General features: G+C 37.7%; 13 protein-coding genes. 8 read left to right on the top strand and 5 right to left on the bottom strand.

Features of this window, described 5'->3' with window-relative positions; all coding sequences use genetic code 11:
* Positions 1-9 precede the first annotated feature (9 nt).
* A complete protein-coding gene (locus GQR45_RS01165; RefSeq protein WP_007586285.1) occupies positions 10-867 on the top strand; it encodes a Dam family site-specific DNA-(adenine-N6)-methyltransferase in 858 nt (285 codons plus the stop codon).
* On the opposite strand, the gene GQR45_RS01160 is transcribed toward GQR45_RS01165, so the two are convergent.
* A complete protein-coding gene (locus GQR45_RS01160) occupies positions 824-1,009 on the bottom strand; it encodes a DUF2970 domain-containing protein (RefSeq protein ID WP_007586286.1) in 186 nt (61 codons plus the stop codon). The genes GQR45_RS01165 and GQR45_RS01160 overlap by 44 nt on opposite strands.
* A gap of 3 nt (positions 1,010-1,012) precedes the next feature.
* Positions 1,013-1,315, bottom strand: coding sequence for a hypothetical protein (locus GQR45_RS01155; RefSeq protein WP_007586287.1), 303 nt, complete (start codon positions 1,313-1,315; stop codon positions 1,013-1,015).
* A 161-nt stretch (positions 1,316-1,476) separates the two neighbouring features.
* Between GQR45_RS01155 and rpe the strand changes: the two genes are divergently transcribed.
* The 3 genes from rpe to trpS are packed head-to-tail and all read left to right on the top strand — an operon-like array spanning position 1,477 to position 3,862.
* On the top strand, positions 1,477-2,160 hold the full coding sequence (gene rpe / locus GQR45_RS01150) for a ribulose-phosphate 3-epimerase (protein WP_165724870.1): 684 nt from the start codon (positions 1,477-1,479) through the stop codon (positions 2,158-2,160).
* Entirely contained in the window at positions 2,160-2,825 is a 666-nt protein-coding gene (locus GQR45_RS01145; protein WP_007586289.1) for a phosphoglycolate phosphatase, read from the top strand. The genes rpe and GQR45_RS01145 overlap by 1 nt, the downstream gene beginning before the upstream one ends.
* Before the next feature lie 32 nt (positions 2,826-2,857).
* Positions 2,858-3,862 (top strand): tryptophan--tRNA ligase, encoded by a 1,005-nt coding sequence (gene trpS / locus GQR45_RS01140; RefSeq protein WP_024589884.1) that lies wholly within the window; start codon positions 2,858-2,860, stop codon positions 3,860-3,862.
* A gap of 115 nt (positions 3,863-3,977) precedes the next feature.
* Here trpS and GQR45_RS01135 read toward each other — a convergent pair whose 3' ends face one another.
* Positions 3,978-4,898 (bottom strand): TraB/GumN family protein, encoded by a 921-nt coding sequence (locus GQR45_RS01135; RefSeq protein WP_007586291.1) that lies wholly within the window; start codon positions 4,896-4,898, stop codon positions 3,978-3,980.
* 36 nt (positions 4,899-4,934) lie between these two features.
* Entirely contained in the window at positions 4,935-5,300 is a 366-nt protein-coding gene (locus tag GQR45_RS01130; protein ID WP_165724869.1) for a hypothetical protein, read from the bottom strand.
* A gap of 282 nt (positions 5,301-5,582) precedes the next feature.
* Here GQR45_RS01130 and GQR45_RS01125 point away from each other — a divergent pair, with 282 nt between their 5' ends.
* A complete protein-coding gene (locus GQR45_RS01125) occupies positions 5,583-7,727 on the top strand; it encodes a winged helix family transcriptional regulator (RefSeq protein ID WP_165724868.1) in 2,145 nt (714 codons plus the stop codon).
* 198 nt (positions 7,728-7,925) lie between these two features.
* On the opposite strand, the gene uvrA is transcribed toward GQR45_RS01125, so the two are convergent.
* Complete coding sequence (uvrA, locus tag GQR45_RS01120; protein WP_165724867.1) at positions 7,926-10,751, bottom strand: excinuclease ABC subunit UvrA; 2,826 nt, start codon at positions 10,749-10,751, stop codon at positions 7,926-7,928.
* 162 nt (positions 10,752-10,913) lie between these two features.
* Here uvrA and GQR45_RS01115 point away from each other — a divergent pair, with 162 nt between their 5' ends.
* The 3 genes from GQR45_RS01115 to GQR45_RS01105 all read left to right on the top strand — a co-directional run bounded on the left by GQR45_RS01115 (position 10,914) and on the right by GQR45_RS01105 (position 15,956).
* Positions 10,914-12,281, top strand: coding sequence for an MFS transporter (locus GQR45_RS01115; RefSeq protein ID WP_010553785.1), 1,368 nt, complete (start codon positions 10,914-10,916; stop codon positions 12,279-12,281).
* Between the two features lie 20 nt (positions 12,282-12,301).
* Positions 12,302-12,982, top strand: a complete 681-nt coding sequence (gene ssb / locus GQR45_RS01110) for a single-stranded DNA-binding protein (RefSeq protein WP_165724866.1) — start codon at positions 12,302-12,304, stop codon at positions 12,980-12,982.
* 244 nt (positions 12,983-13,226) lie between these two features.
* The gene (locus tag GQR45_RS01105; RefSeq protein ID WP_165724865.1) at positions 13,227-15,956 is read left to right on the top strand and encodes a response regulator; all 2,730 of its coding nucleotides are present in this window, start codon (positions 13,227-13,229) and stop codon (positions 15,954-15,956) included.
* Positions 15,957-16,039: the final 83 nt, after the last annotated feature.

Raw genomic sequence — 16,039 nt, 5'->3', positions numbered from 1 at the left:
AAAGAGCCAATGCAGCAAAAGAGTAGAGCCTTCCTTAAATGGGCCGGCGGAAAATACAGCCTAGTTGAAAATATTAATGCGCGATTAAACCAAGCTAGCAAGCATGCTGATACGTTGGTTGAACCTTTTGTTGGTGCAGGCTCTGTGTTTTTAAATAGTGACTTTAAACACTATATTCTCAACGATATAAATGCAGACTTAATTAACTTATACAAAGAGCTAAAAAGCTCTCCAGATGAGCTGATTAGTGACGCTAAAAAGTTATTTGTAGATTTGAATAATCACGCAGATGCTTATTACGAATATCGTGTGCAGTTTAATCAAAGTCGTGATGTATATGAACGTTCAATATTGTTTTTATACATGAACCGCCATGGTTACAACGGACTCTGTAGGTATAATTTAAAAGGTATTTTTAATGTGCCTTTTGGTAAATATAAAAAGCCTTACTTTCCTGAAAAAGAAATGTATTTTTTTGCTGAAAAAGCACAAAAAGCAACCTTTACCTGTTTAGATTACGATGATGTTTTTAAGTTAGTGCCTAACAATGCAGTTATTTATTGCGACCCACCTTATGTACCATTAAGTAAAACCGCTTCTTTTACGTCTTACGCTAAAGGGGGGTTTAATTTAGATGATCAGGCTAATTTGGCTAATCTGGCTGAGAAGGCTGCCTTTGAAAATGATACACCAGTGCTTATCTCTAATCACGATACCGTATGGACTCGAAAAATTTATAGCCAAGCATCACTTGACCAAATTCAAGTAAAGCGCACTATTAGCCCCAAAGGTGGCTCTAGAAATAAAGTTGACGAGTTGATGGCTATGTATTTAGCACCCAAGCAACCACAGCGTAAATTGCGATAACAAAAGCAATAAATAGTACAACCGCAATTAGGATGATAGAGACAGGAGAGTGTTGTTTAAAATCGACTTGGCGTTTATTTTCAGATTGAACACCAAAAAATGCTGCTAGCACACTTTGCAACGCACTAAAAAATTGCAGCATTATTTAAAATAAAGGTTTTAAAGATGGAGTGTTTTTAGAATCATCAGAGCTAGTAAGTAGCTCTAGTAAATCGAGGTAATGAAACTGAGCACTACGGCTATCGCCAGTTAACCACGAAAACCACGATGACTCTTCTTCAGCTTTAATACACGTGATTGTAGTTAATGTGTTTTGAGCACTTACCACTTGTGTATTATGACAATTACCCACTGAGCTTAATTCTTGCTCAGAGCTTGAATCAAAGCTAAACGCCCCGATAAGCAGTAATGCCGACGCAATTAATATCCCAGTTTTAAAAGCACGCATGATGAAATCCAATAATTTGTTACTTTTTTAATCATAGCAAATATTGATTAAATATCAAACTTAAAGTTACCTGAAATAGGGGCTATTACGCCATATTACTTGGGTAACATCTTCAATTAAGTTACATTAACGCAATACACTATTTATTGATGGAGTTAATCATGTTTAACCCAGAGCAAAAATATTTAATAGCCCCTTCTATTTTGTCTGCTGATTTTGCAAAACTAGGCGAAGATGTTGATAAAGTACTCGAAGCGGGCGCTGACGTGGTTCACTTTGATGTAATGGATAATCACTATGTACCTAATCTCACAATTGGTCCTATGGTGTGTAAAGCACTCAGAGATTACGGCATTACAGCACCTATCGACGTACATTTAATGGTTAAGCCTGTAGATAGTCTTATTCCATTGTTTGCAGAGGCTGGCGCATCAATTATTACTTTTCATCCAGAAGCCAGTGAGCACGTCGATCGTACAATACAGTTAATAAAAGATCACGGCTGTAAAGCAGGCTTAGTGTTTAACCCTGCTACAAGCTTAAGTTATTTAGATCATGTTATTGATAAGCTAGATACCATTTTACTTATGTCGGTTAACCCAGGTTTTGGCGGGCAAAGCTTTATCCCTCATACGCTTGAAAAATTACGCCAAGCTAAGCAACGCATTATTGAATCGGGTCGAGATATTCGCTTAGAGGTTGATGGTGGCATTAAAGTCAATAACATTGCAGCAGCAGCACAAGCAGGCGCTGATATGTTTGTTGCAGGCTCAGCTATTTTTAACCAACCAGATTACAAAGTTGTGATTGATCAAATGCGTGAGCAGCTTGGAAGTGTTAAGTAATGAAATACGATATAGCCTTATTTGATTTAGATGGTACCTTAGTTGATAGCGTTTACGACTTGTATATTGCTATTAACCTAACCTTGAGTGACCTCGCTTTTCCTATTGTTAGCCAACGCTTGGTCGAAAGCTGGGTCGGTAATGGGGTTGAAGTCCTCGTTAAACGCGCTTTGAGTGGTGATATGCAAGTGAGTGAGCATCTAGATGAGTCACTTAGTAGTAAAGCAATATTACAGTTTTATAAGCACTATGAACAACAAGTTGGTGAGTATAGTGTTTTGTACCAACATGTAGAAACCGGGCTTGCAGCACTTCGTGGTATGTCTAAAGCACTAATCACTAATAAGTCTCGAATATTTACAGAAAAACTACTTGATAAACTGGCACTAACGAGTCATTTTGATGTGATTGTATGCGGTGACGATATGGCAAAAAAACCATCGCCAGATCCATTGTTATTTGCCTGTAAAAAACTAAAGGTTGAACCTAGTAAAGCGATAATGATAGGTGATTCTAAAAGCGATATACTTGCAGCTAAAGCCGCTAATATAGACGTAATCGCACTTAGTTACGGCTATAACCAAGGTGAAAATCTCAAGGATTATAATCCACAGTACCTATGCGATCACTTCTTAGATATAATACCTGTTCTAACGCAGCGTTAAATATTATTAATTAAGCAAAATAAAGGAAAATCATGAGTAAACCAGTAGTTTTAAGCGGCATTCAGCCAACCGGTGGTATGACAATAGGCAACTATGTTGGCGCTATTAACCAGTGGCTAAAGTTACAGGAAGACCACGAAAGTTTCTTTATGTTAGTAGACTTACACGCTATTACGGTTCGCCAAGAGCCTGAATTACTGCGCTCTCGAGTGTTGGATGGTATTGCTCTTTACGCGGCATGTGGCATTGATCCTGAAAAATCTGCGTTATTTGTACAATCACAAGTACCTGAACACGCACAGTTAGCGTGGGTATTAAATTGTTACGCGCAAATGGGTGAGCTTAATCGAATGACTCAGTTTAAAGACAAGTCATCTAAGCATGCAAATAACGTAAACGTGGGCTTATTTTCATATCCGGTATTGCAAGCTGCGGATATTTTATTATACCAAGCTGATCAAGTACCCGTTGGTGAAGATCAAAAGCAACACTTAGAGCTTACTCGCGATATAGCAACACGCTTTAATAATTTATACGGCGACGTATTTAAATTACCAGAGCCGTACATTCCTGAGTTTGGTGCACGCGTAATGAGCTTGCAAGACCCACTTAAAAAGATGTCTAAGTCTGACGAAAACCCAAATGGTTACATCATGTTATTAGATGAGCCTAAACAAATTGTGAAAAAGCTTAAAAAAGCAGTAACAGATTCAGATGAACAAGCACGTATTTATTTTGATCGCACAGAAAAGCCTGGCGTATCAAACTTGCTTACTTTATTGAGTGTTGCAACTAAGCGCTCAATAGAAGACCTAGTTCCTGAGTATGAAGATAAAATGTATGGCCATTTAAAGAAAGATACAGCAGATGCAGTTGTAAACATGATTGAGCCAATTCAAGCTCGCTTTAAAGAGATCAGAGAAGATCAAAACCTACTTAATAGCATAATGAAATCAGGTGCTGAAAAAGCAAGTGTACGTGCTGAGAAAACATTGAAATCGGTATACGATGCGCTTGGTTTTATTCCTCGCGGGTAAGTTTATTAAAATAAAAAAATGCCGCTTGTTAGCGGCATTTTTTATATAGCACATATCAACATGATAGACCCAAATAGAAACAGTAGCGATATCGCTAGTTTATCTGTTTTATCCATTATTCAGCCCCTCTTACTGTTATATCTGCCGTGCTATCAATATCAACTAGAGAAACTTTATAGCCCTTGTTTTCAAGTAAGGTAAGTAAACTATCTTGTCCTGCGAGGTGGGCAACTCCAACAAGTACAAACTCATTTTTGTCGTTGTTAAACATGGCTTCTACTTTTGGTAACCAATCATTATTTCTATCTGTAATGATTTGTTTATAGCTATTCGGATCATTTTGCTGCATATCTTCAAGTGCCACTTTATTCAGTGTGTCTGTATCACCTTTGCGCCAGGCAGCTAAAAGTCCTTTAAACATATCGCCATAGTTGTGAAGCTCGGCTAAGTTACGTTTAATGAAATCGTTCTCGTTGCCTTGACCCATTGTTTTAAAAAACTCTAACTGAAATTCCATTGTTTCTAAGTAATCTTTTGTTTTGTTATCTTCAGTCGCTTTTTTAGTAAAGTAAGCATCAACCCCTTCACCCATTAAATTTTGCTTTTGAAGCTCCATCGACATTAAAACAATACTAACCATAGCAGGGCGAAAACCATCTAACTTAGCTAGGTTAGCGCCAAACTCGCTAAGCTTATTTTCAAGTAAAGCCTTAATCTCGGGTTCTAGCTTTTGACTTAACGTTTCGTTATTTGTATACGATAGCGCACCTAACATTTGCATTTGTGCATTGGTGTCGGCTGGGTCAGGTAACGGTGCTTCTAAAATAATTGTATCTGCTTGTTCATAAGCATGGTTAAACTCAGCGGGTAGTGGCATTTCAGCTTTAGGTAGTATGTGAACTGTACCGCCAATAAATAGTGAGTCATTGCCATTACTTACTTGCCATACAGAGCTTTGAGCCTGTGCTGTATTTGCTAAAAGGCTGCAACTAAGTAATACGCTGGCAGATACTAATTTTTTTGTGAATTTTTTCATGATAATTCCTTAATATAACTTTTAATTTTATTGTTTTTAGTTCGATAACACATTGCTGAAATATGTAGTGATTGACGATGTTACCTTTGAAAGATTTTTATCAATTTGCGAGTTTATTTTGCTCATTGAAGAGTCAAGCTCAGCTGATATTTTTTCATCTATTGAAGAAAGTAACGTTTGCTTATCAACATTACTTTTTAAAGACTCAGAAGCGTCTATTTTGTTTGTTTTTTGTAGTTTTTGATTAACAGGGCTAATTGCCTTTATGCTTTCACCAATCATGCATTTCTCAAAATTATTTTGAACGGTGTTTTGTTTAGTGTCAGCTGCAATAACTGAAGTAGTATTAAAAGCAGTTGCTAGTAGTAAAGCCGGTAGTATTTTTTTCATTGTGCTGTTCATAATTAAACCTTTTGTATTTTTTGCTGCAGCCAATTTAGAATCACAAATGATTTTTTACTAAGCTGCTTGTTGATGACGGTTTAAAGAATATCGCTGAATTTATTAAGAGTCGCTTATCTAGTTATGAGCAATTAATAGATAAGGTTTTAAAGCTAAATAATTGTTTAAATTTAGTATGTTAGCTTTAAACCTTATAATGCTAATATAAGGTTTAAAATGCTTTTTCTATAAAATAAAGTGTAGATGTGATACGGTTTATAAAAATAAAAATACGTAAAGACTATGAATTATCAAATCGGACCTTGGCAATTTATTAGTAATCGCTGTGTGATTACTTCAAACCATTTAGAAAGGGAATTAGATCCACTTTTAGTAAAGTTATTACTCCACTTTATAGATAAGCCTCAACAAATCGTTTCCCGCCAAGAGCTTATTGAGAGTGTGTGGCAACAAAGCTTTGTTGACGATAATGCGATTAACCGTGCAATCTCAGAGTTAAGAAAGCAGCTTGCCCACCCAATTGAAAAAGCGCCGCTTTTAAAAACGCATTACCGTAAAGGATATAGCCTAACAGTAATACCTGAGCGTTTAACGCAAGCAAACGTTTTGAAAGAGCCTGCAAACATTTTGTCTGACTCACCGGGTATTTCTGCCAAAAATGAAGAGATAGCTACTGCAACTACTTCTCAACCAGTTCAAAGAACGAATAGTAAAAAGTTTTTGATTTATTCTTTATTCGCCATTATTTGCCTGTGCTTTTTAGTATGGTTTGGGTTGTTTTTTATTAATGCACCTTCTAGCGAAAAGATTAAACAGATCACGGTTAATAAGGTAGCAAGCACGTGGAATATAGGCAGTGAGGTTCATCCTGAGATGTCCTCAGATAAACAATATTTAGCTTATACAAATGTTGAACCTGAAAATGACGTAATGCATGCATTTGTAAAACGACTATCTGATCAAAGGGAAGTTGAAATTACCTATCCTGGCTTTCAAGTATCCATTTTATCGTGGCAGTTAAATCAGCACTCTGTGTTGTTACAAGCGACTAACTTAAAGCAGCAAAAGTGTGAAATGGTTCTCGTTGATTTAAGCCAGTTTCCTGTTATAGGAAAGGCTACATTAATTAAAAAGTGTGACCTTAGATACACAGGTTATGCGCAAGTAGACGAAAGTGGTGAGCATATTTATTACACCGAATATAAAAATGAGCATGAGGGTTCAGGTTTATATAAATATGATTTAGAACTTAAAAAAGAATTCATAGTGATCCCACCACCAGGCGTCATGTATGGCGTAATCATGCCTCGTTTATCTCATTCTGGTAGTAAAATAGCATATGTACTTAGTCAAAAGGGTAAGCCTTTTTCTGTATTTAGCTACAACTTTGAGACCCATGAAACCAAGCGGTTATTTAAAGCAAAGAAAAGCATAATTAGCTTCGCGTTTGACTGGCTTGCAGACGATAAAGGCGTGATTGTTTTTGAAGGCTCTGAACTTTCAACCATTGTGGTTGAGGAAAATAATATTATTAAACGCACACTAACGGTTACCCCAGCAATTTCACCTTATTATATTGCAGTTCACTCTGATAACAGCCTATTTTACTCGGAAAATATGACACAGGCATACTCGCTTATTAAAGCTACAGACCCTTTTGGTGATAATCCTGAGTATGAAGCACTTTATAAAAGTGATAAAGACGAGTACAACATTGCTGAAATAATTAATAAGGAAGGGACAGCACATGTTTTTGTATCAGAGCGTTCTGGCAGCAGTCAATTGTGGCTCTCTCAAAATGGTCTTACAAAGCAACTTAGCTTTTTTAATTACGATGATGGCTCATCAACTTTTGTATTAGGAGGACTAAGAGCTTCTCCTAATAAGCAACGCATGATATTCATGAAAAATAAAGGTTTTTCACTTTATGACGTAAACGCTCAAAAATTTTATCCATTTGAAGAATTTAATAAGCATAAAATAGTAAGCTATATTTGGTCAAAAAATAACGACAGCATTATTTATGTTAAGCGACTTGGTTCAAAAAATATATTGGCAGAATTTAATTTAGTAACACGTGATACACGTGTAATAGAAGGTATAAAAGCTAATAAACTCATTTCAGATAGTAAAGGTAACGGGTACGTAACCAATGATAATCAGTTAATTCGCCTTTCAGATAGGCAAAGCTGGGAATTACCTAAAAACGCCAAAAAGTCAGTTGCGTATGGAGTTAGCAAAGACTATTTCTATTATTCAGATTCTATTTCTAGAGTCGCTAGACTAAATTTACACGAGCAAACTATACAAGATATACACGTGGACTTTCGACCTATTGGTTTTGAAGTGAGTTCAGATAACGAAATTTTATTCACGGGTGCTAAATATAAAGACATGCAAATAATACAGATAAGTTGGAATGACTAGGGCGTGTCTATCTTTCTAGATTAAGCTTGTAGCAGTGTGTTGTTTTTCTTTAATAGCATTTTCGATTGGTATTATGTTGATAAAAGAAAAGTTAGAGCAAAAAAATAGCGAGAAGTGAATCTTCTCGCTATTTTTAATTAAGTGCAATCTCGACAGTTAAATAACCTTAATGCAGATTGATTTGTAACAACCAAACCTCTATTTACTTAATAGAGATTTTAAGTAATGCCCAGTATGTGAACGCTCACATTCGGCTACTTCTTCTGGCGTGCCTGCAATGAGTATTTCACCACCGCCAGCTCCGCCTTCAGGTCCTAAATCGATAACCCAGTCTGCTGTTTTAATAACATCGAGGTTGTGCTCAATAACAACAATTGTATTGCCGTGATCGCGCAGGCGATGAAGTACGACAAGCAGCTGTTCAATATCAGCAAAGTGTAAGCCTGTTGTTGGCTCATCTAATATGTAGAGCGTTTTACCAGTATCACGCTTTGATAGCTCGCGCGCTAATTTTACACGTTGCGCCTCACCACCAGAGAGAGTAGTAGCGGCTTGACCTAAACGCACGTACGACAAACCAACGTCCATCAGCGTTTTAAGCTTACGCGCAATAGCCGGTATTTTATCAAAGTAATCATGAGCGTCTTCAACAGTCATCTCAAGTACTTGGTGTATGTTTTTACCTTTGTATTGTACTTCGAGGGTTTCGCGGTTATAGCGTTTACTCTTACATACATCACACGGTACATACACATCAGGTAAAAAGTGCATTTCAACTTTAATTAAGCCGTCACCTTGGCAAGCTTCACAGCGTCCGCCTTTAACGTTAAAGCTAAAGCGACCTACTTTGTAGCCACGTGAGCGCGCTTCTTGTGTACCTGCAAATAACTCACGAATGCCGGTAAATATACCTGTGTAGGTTGCCGGGTTTGAACGCGGAGTACGACCAATCGGGCTTTGATCAATATCGATCACTTTATCAAAATGATCTAAACCACTAATTGATTTATACGGTGCCGCTTCGGCAGTTGTTGCGCCATTTAGCTCTGTATGAGCAAGTTTAAACAAAGTGTCGTTTATTAACGTTGATTTACCCGAGCCCGATACACCTGTCACACAGGTCATTAAACCAAATGGGATTTTTAAATCCACATTTTTAAGATTATTACCTGTTGCGCCAAATAGCTCTAGCCATTTGTCGTTTGTTGGGTGACGTTCTTTTGGTATTTCTATTCTACGTACGCCTGATAAAAACTGGCCCGTAACAGACTCTTTGCTTGCTAAAATATCGTCGCGTGTTCCTTGAGCAATAATATGCCCACCATGAACACCCGCGCCTGGGCCAATATCAATAATATGGTCAGCGGCACGAATAGCATCTTCATCGTGCTCTACCACAATAACGGTGTTACCTAAGTCGCGTAAATGTACCAATGTTTGTAATAAACGGTCGTTATCGCGTTGATGCAGCCCAATAGATGGCTCATCTAGTACGTACATTACACCTACAAGGCCTGCACCAATTTGGCTCGCTAAGCGAATACGCTGAGCTTCACCACCTGATAGTGTGTCGGCGCTGCGCTCAAGTGATAAGTAATTTAGGCCAACGTTAATTAAAAACGATAAACGGTCGCGAATTTCTTTTAGTATTTTTTCAGCAATTTGGCCTTTTTGTCCGGTTAGCGTTAACCCTTCAAAAAACTCCATAGCTTCACCAATACTCATGCACGTGATTGCAGGTAAGTTGGTTTTTCCAATAAATACATTTCGAGATTCTTCGCGTAAACGCGAGCCATTACAGCTAGGACATGCTTGGCTTGTTTGGTATTTAGCAAGCTCTTCGCGTACTGAGTTTGACTCGGTCTCGCGGTAGCGGCGATTCATGTTATTTAAAACGCCTTCAAACTCATGATTACGCGTAATTAAATCGCCACGGTCGTTACGATAATTAAACGCAATTTTAGTGCTACCAGAGCCATCTAAAATAATTTTTTTCGAGTCGCTGTCTAAATCTTGATAAGGCACATCTAAATCAAAATTGTAATGATCCGCAACCGCTTGTAGCATTTGATAGTAATAAAAGCTGCGTTTATCCCAGCCTTTAATTGCACCGCCAGCAAGGCTTAACTCTGGGTTATGCACTACGCGATTAGGATCAAAATATTGACGTATACCTAAACCATCACAGGTTTGGCACGCACCAGCAGGGTTATTAAACGAAAACAAACGCGGTTCTAGCTCAGTCATTGCATAGCCACAAGTAGGGCAGGCAAAGTTTGCTGAGAATAGAATTTCTTCAGCGCTGCTATCATCCATGTATGCTACATGTGCAACGCCATTAGACATTTCAAGCGCGGTTTCAAACGATTCAGCTAAGCGTTGTTGTAAGCCATCTTTTACTTTAAATCTGTCTACAACAACTTCTATTGTATGTTTTTTATGAAGCTCAAGTGTTGGTGGATCAGACAAGTCACATACTTCACCGTCTATACGGGCGCGAATATAACCTTGGCTTGATAGCTGCTCTAATAACTTAACATGCTCACCTTTACGCTCTTTTACTATAGGCGCAAGCAGCATTAATTTACTGCCTTCAGGCAGTGCCAAAACAGTATCTACCATTTGACTAACTGTCTGCGCAGCAAGTGGTAAATCATGTGTAGGGCATCGTGGTTCGCCAACGCGGGCAAACATAAGTCGTAAATAATCGTAAATTTCGGTAATAGTACCCACAGTTGATCGTGGATTATGAGACGTTGATTTTTGCTCAATAGAAATTGCAGGAGAGAGGCCTTCGATGTGATCTACATCAGGCTTTTCCATAAGCGATAAAAATTGTCTTGCATACGCAGAAAGTGATTCAACATACCGGCGTTGTCCTTCTGCATAAAGTGTATCAAATGCAAGTGATGACTTCCCCGAACCAGATAGACCAGTAATAACTATTAATTTATCACGTGGGATGGTTAGGCTGATGTCTTTTAAATTATGCGTACGGGCGCCTCGGACTTCAATGTTTTCCATGCTATCTCGTTTATTACCAAAATTATTTACTCAGTATCGCATAATACGAAGCAATATTAATCCTTGATCAATGAAAAATCCTTACTTATAGGCGATTAATTATTGCCAAGCTTATGGTAGAATCCCAACCTCAATTTTTCATAGAGTAAGATCACGCAGATAATGACCGCATCTTCACTTAATTCACGAGAAAAACGCGCCGCAGTATCGCTGGCGAGTGTGTTTGCATTTAGAATGCTCGGCTTGTTTATGCTGATGCCTGTATTGGCTATTTATGGACAATCGCTTGAAGGTTTTTCGCCTATTTGGATTGGTTTTGCCATTGGTGCGTATGGTTTAACGCAAGCCGTATTGCAAATACCTATGGGTCGATTATCCGATAAGATTGGTCGTAAAAAGGTTATTGTTGGTGGTTTAGTCGTATTTGCTATTGGCTCTGTAGTTGCTGCATTAGCTGACTCTATTCAAATGGTTACCGTAGGCCGCGCTCTACAAGGTATGGGCGCAATAGCCAGTGCACTACTCGCGTTTGCTTCAGATTTAAGCCGCGATGAGCAACGACCAAAGGTAATGGCCGTTATTGGTATGAGCATAGGAATGAGCTTTGCCTTTGCTATGCTACTTGGGCCAATTGTTGCAGCTTCGTGGGGTATTGCGGGTGTATTTTGGTTGACTGCTATTTTAGCTGTTTTTGGTATATTTATAGTGACTATGCTAGTGCCAAATGCGGTAAATAAAGCGCCCAAAGGCGATACATTAGCAAGCTTTAGCGACATAAAAAAACTAATTAAGCACCCTCAGTTAGCACGATTAAATGCAGGTGTATTGCTATTACACTTAACGCTAACCACAATATTTGTCGTACTGCCGAGTCAATTAATTAAAGATGGCTTAGTTGCCGACCATCACTGGTATTTATATATTCCAGTGCTATTTTTAGCATTTTTATTAATGGTACCAATAATGATTGTGGCCATTAAAAAAGAGAAAGAAAAACAAGCATTTATTGGCTCAGTAGCCTTGTTAACTATTAGTATGCTAGCAATGTCGGTATGGGTTAATAGTGTAGTAGGCATTGCTGTGTGTATGCTGCTTTATTTTGTGGCGTTTAACTTTTTAGAAGCCACTATGCCTGCGCTTGTATCGCGAATAGCACCTGCAAGCCAAAAAGGTTCAGCAATGGGTGGCTACTCATCTAGTCAGTTTTTAGGCGCCTTTTTAGGCGGTATGTTAGGTGGTTATGTAGCACAAACTACAACGACGCAAGCTGTGTTTGCGGCAGCGGCACTTGTTGGGTTAATATGGCTTATTATTGCGTGGAAAATGCAAGTCCCACCCAAAAGTAAAGTTATTAGTTTAATGACCAAATTAGATTCTGAAGAGCATGCTCAAACACTTGCTTCTCAGTTAGTTGCTTTACCAGGCGTAATAGAAGCAACTGTGGTTCGCGATGAAAGTCGCAGCTATTTAAAGATTAATGATAAAGAATTTGACCTAGACCAAGCACGTAAAGTAGCTGGTTTAATCTAACATTTATAGGAGATGGTTCCATGGCACGCGGTGTGAACAAAGTAATTTTGGTTGGTAATTTAGGGCAAGATCCTGAAGTTCGTTATATGCCTAACGGCAATGGTGTAGCAAATATTACCTTAGCAACTTCGGATAGCTATAAAGATAAAAACACTGGCCAAATGGTTGATAAAACTGAGTGGCATCGTGTTGTGTTCTTTGGCAAATTAGCTGAAATTGTTGGTGAATATTGTCGTAAAGGTTCACAAATTTATGTTGAAGGTAAACTTCAAACACGTAAGTGGACCGATCAACAAGGCCAAGAAAAATACACTACAGAAATAGTTGTAGATGGATTTACTGGTCAAATGCAAATGTTAGGCGCACGTGGTGGCGATCAGCAAAGTGGTGGTTACCAAGGTAATCAGCCGCAAGGTGGTCAACAAAGCGGTGGTTACGGTCAAAATAACCAAGGCCAAGCTGCACAGCAAAGTGGCTATAATCCGCAGCAACAAGCCGCACCAGCAGCACAACCAAAACCGGCTCCAGCACCACAGCAGCAAAGTAATCAATATCAGCCGCAAGGTGGTTATGCACCACAGCAAAAAAGTGCACCACAACAGCAAGGTGGTTTCGCTCCTAAACCACAAAGTGCTCCGCAGGGTGGCGCATCAAACCCAATGGAACCAACCATTGATTTTGACGACGATATCCCCTTCTAGTTTTCCAACCTTTACAGTGTAAATATGTATTATAGAAAAGCCCCGTTCATACGGGGTTTTTTTATACGAGTTGTGTAGTGAGGGCAACCCAGAACTATCAATGAATATCGTCATTAAGCAATAAAATGAAATAGTATTAGTAAACATGTTAAATTATGGTGGTATTTACATTTTATTTAATTGATATATATATCGTTAACACTTACCATTAAAGGACTTTCACCTTGATTACACAATGAGAAACATGAAAACTAATATCTTATTTTTATTTCTTGTTTTTCAATTTGTGAGTCCAATTTCAAACGCTCAACCTTCTTCAAATGTTACTCATGTTTTATTTATAAATTCAACAAACCAAGATATGCCTTGGCACAAAAGTGTTGATTCTGGACTGCGTAAAAAACTTATAGAACGTTCTTTTAGTTATGAACTCTTCGTTGAAAATATGGATGTAAACCGATTCGATGAAGCAAATCAAAAACAGTTAATGAAGGACTACCTCAAACAAAAATATAAAAATAAGCACATCGATATTATTGTTACTCAGTCTCCTTCTGCAGCAGTACTTTTATCGCAATTAGATGACTTTTTTATAAATGCTCCAAGAATATATTTGGAACCAGGCGCTCAATTTAGTTTGCCTAAAAATACTAACGGAGCAGTGATCCAAGCTAAATTAGATTACGCGCAAGCAACAGCAAGCGCTGTTAATTTAATGAAGCCTAAAAAATTAATCGTTATATTAGATACAAAAAACGATATTGGGATGAGCTTTTATCGAGGGCTCTTTTCGGTTATTAACCGTGACTTTTCGTATTTAGACGTAGAGAAGTGGTTTGATCTTTCAATGCCAGAGCTGCTCACTAAAGTAAAAAATGCGCCAGATGATTCAATTATATTGTTTACTCCCATTTTCAGGCATTACGACAATAAATCCCTTAGCCCTTATCAGCTCGTAGAGCAATTAGCAAAAGCAAGTTCTGCGCCCGTTTTTAGTTATTGGGAGGTACTATTAGGCTCAGGTGTTGTTGGTGGGTATGTGTTGTCGGGTGAAAAAATAGGCGAACGTATTGCCGATTCGATAATTTTATACAATGAAAATAAAAGCTTAAGTGAAATCAGTGGTGAAGGGCTAAGTGTTTACGCTTATGACTGGCGTCAATTAAACAAGTTCGATATAGCTCCACAAAGCTTGCTAGAAAAGTCGATCATATCTTATTACGAGCCAACCTATTTTGAGCAAAATAAAACATTAATTTACAGCGCTGCTGCGATTATTTCTATTCTTAGCAGCTTTTTAGTTTTCGTATTGTTTTTAAATCAACGCCGCATTCAACTTTTAAAAGAGCTTGATGAAGAAAAGCAAAGATTAGAGTCTCGCGTTGATCAGCGTACTGAAGAACTGTTGCAAGCCAAAGAAGAGGCCGAAAAGCTGACATCCGCTAAGTCTGAATTTTTAGCAAATATGAGTCATGAAATTAGAACTCCTATGAGTGGGATTATTGGCTTAACCAACATTTTGCTCGAAAAAGGTTTGCCTGGGGAATATGAGCATTATTTAAATAAAATTAAATATTCTTCAGATCAACTCCTTGTAGTTATTAACGATATTTTAGACTTTTCAAAAATTGAGTCTGGAAATATTAACCTTGAGGAATTTCCTTTTTCTGTAAATTCGGTTGTTGACTACATCAAAGCAACTTTTGATGAGCTAGCTCAAAGTAAAGGGATCACATTTGATATTGTCATTGGTAAAGAGGTTAAGCTCGATTTAATAGGTGATGTAGTTCGAATAAACCAAGTACTGCTAAATTTATGCTCTAACGCAATTAAATTTACTACACAGGGCTTCGTATCGGTATTAATAGAATCAAAAAGATCGTTAGCTGATCCTAAGAGCGTTTGTTTGTATTTCATTGTTAAGGATTCCGGTATTGGGATTGCCGAGCAAAGCCTTACCAATTTATTTGAATCTTTTACTCAAGCTGACAGCTCTACAACCAGGAAATTTGGCGGCACAGGTTTAGGTTTAACTATAAGTAAGCGTTTATGCCAATCGATGGGTGGGGATATAACGGTAAAAAGTACTCAAGGTGTAGGTAGTGAATTTATAGCTTCGATTAAGGTGAAATTGAATAACCAAGCGTTGATTGATAACACTCCCGACCTAACATTTACTGATTCGTTTGAGGTATTAATTATAGATGATAATGAAGATGATCTTAAGGTAATTGAAAATCAGCTAACGGCTATGGGGCTGGTATGTACGGCCTGTCAATCTGCTAAACAAGCTATTGATATTATTGAACACAATAAAGAGAAATTTAAAGTTATTATTGTCGACTGGGCTATGCCATCAATGAGTAGCGAAACTTTTTTAATACGCATTTTCAATATTAATCCTCAACTTTATAACAACACGATTGTGCTTATAATGAGTGACGAAAGTTTACTTAATAATGCAGCCAAAAAAGTAAGTATAAAAACTATTTTGCAGAAACCTGTATACACGAGTGTTTTGTATGAGGCGATTGAAAGTAAAGTAGTAGGCCCTCTTAATGAAGTGCCTATAGTAAACACCGTAAGTGAAGCGTCGCTGGCAGGTATAAAAATATTGGTTGTGGAAGATAACTCGATCAATAAACTAATCGTTACAAACATACTAGAGAAGGCTGATGCTCAAATTTACTTGGTCGACAATGGATTAGAATGTATTCAAGCCGTGAAATTACAATTGTACGATATTATTTTGATGGATATTCATATGCCTATTATAGACGGGGTTGAGGCGAGTAAAATTATTCGTAATGATAGTGATGAGACTATCGCAAATATTCCAATAATTGCTTTAACAGCTAATGTTATGAAAGATGATATTACACGATACTTATCCATTGGCATGAACGCCCATGTTGCAAAACCTATTAAAGCGCAAAATCTACGTGAAACTATAATCCGCTGTTTAAATAAATAGCTGAACTATTAAAGTGATTTAATAATTATCTATATTAAGTACCTATCGTAATATCTCCCGTTGTTTGATCCTGTTTTGAATAA

The sequence above is a fragment of the Pseudoalteromonas sp. SA25 genome (assembly GCF_011378705.1).
Classification (GTDB): Bacteria; Pseudomonadota; Gammaproteobacteria; order Enterobacterales; family Alteromonadaceae; genus Pseudoalteromonas; species Pseudoalteromonas arctica.
The sequence above is the reverse complement of the archived record's forward strand: the minus strand, read 5'-3'. Positions and strand labels throughout refer to the sequence as shown.

Bases quoted from the DNA above. Each gene is read 5' to 3' on its own strand.
- GQR45_RS01160 (WP_007586286.1), bottom strand. From the start codon at position 1,009: ATGCTGCAATTTTTTAGTGCGTTGCAAAGTGTGCTAGCAGCATTTTTT.
- GQR45_RS01115 (WP_010553785.1), top strand. From the start codon at position 10,914: ATGACCGCATCTTCACTTAATTCACGAGAAAAACGCGCCGCAGTATCG.
- GQR45_RS01145 (WP_007586289.1), top strand. From the start codon at position 2,160: ATGAAATACGATATAGCCTTATTTGATTTAGATGGTACCTTAGTTGAT.
- GQR45_RS01125 (WP_165724868.1), top strand. From the start codon at position 5,583: ATGAATTATCAAATCGGACCTTGGCAATTTATTAGTAATCGCTGTGTG.
- rpe (WP_165724870.1), top strand. From the start codon at position 1,477: ATGTTTAACCCAGAGCAAAAATATTTAATAGCCCCTTCTATTTTGTCT.
- GQR45_RS01105 (WP_165724865.1), top strand. From the start codon at position 13,227: ATGAAAACTAATATCTTATTTTTATTTCTTGTTTTTCAATTTGTGAGT.
- trpS (WP_024589884.1), top strand. From the start codon at position 2,858: ATGAGTAAACCAGTAGTTTTAAGCGGCATTCAGCCAACCGGTGGTATG.
- ssb (WP_165724866.1), top strand. From the start codon at position 12,302: ATGGCACGCGGTGTGAACAAAGTAATTTTGGTTGGTAATTTAGGGCAA.
- GQR45_RS01135 (WP_007586291.1), bottom strand. From the start codon at position 4,898: ATGAAAAAATTCACAAAAAAATTAGTATCTGCCAGCGTATTACTTAGT.
- GQR45_RS01155 (WP_007586287.1), bottom strand. From the start codon at position 1,315: ATGCGTGCTTTTAAAACTGGGATATTAATTGCGTCGGCATTACTGCTT.
- GQR45_RS01165 (WP_007586285.1), top strand. From the start codon at position 10: ATGCAGCAAAAGAGTAGAGCCTTCCTTAAATGGGCCGGCGGAAAATAC.
- GQR45_RS01130 (WP_165724869.1), bottom strand. From the start codon at position 5,300: ATGAACAGCACAATGAAAAAAATACTACCGGCTTTACTACTAGCAACT.
- uvrA (WP_165724867.1), bottom strand. From the start codon at position 10,751: ATGGAAAACATTGAAGTCCGAGGCGCCCGTACGCATAATTTAAAAGAC.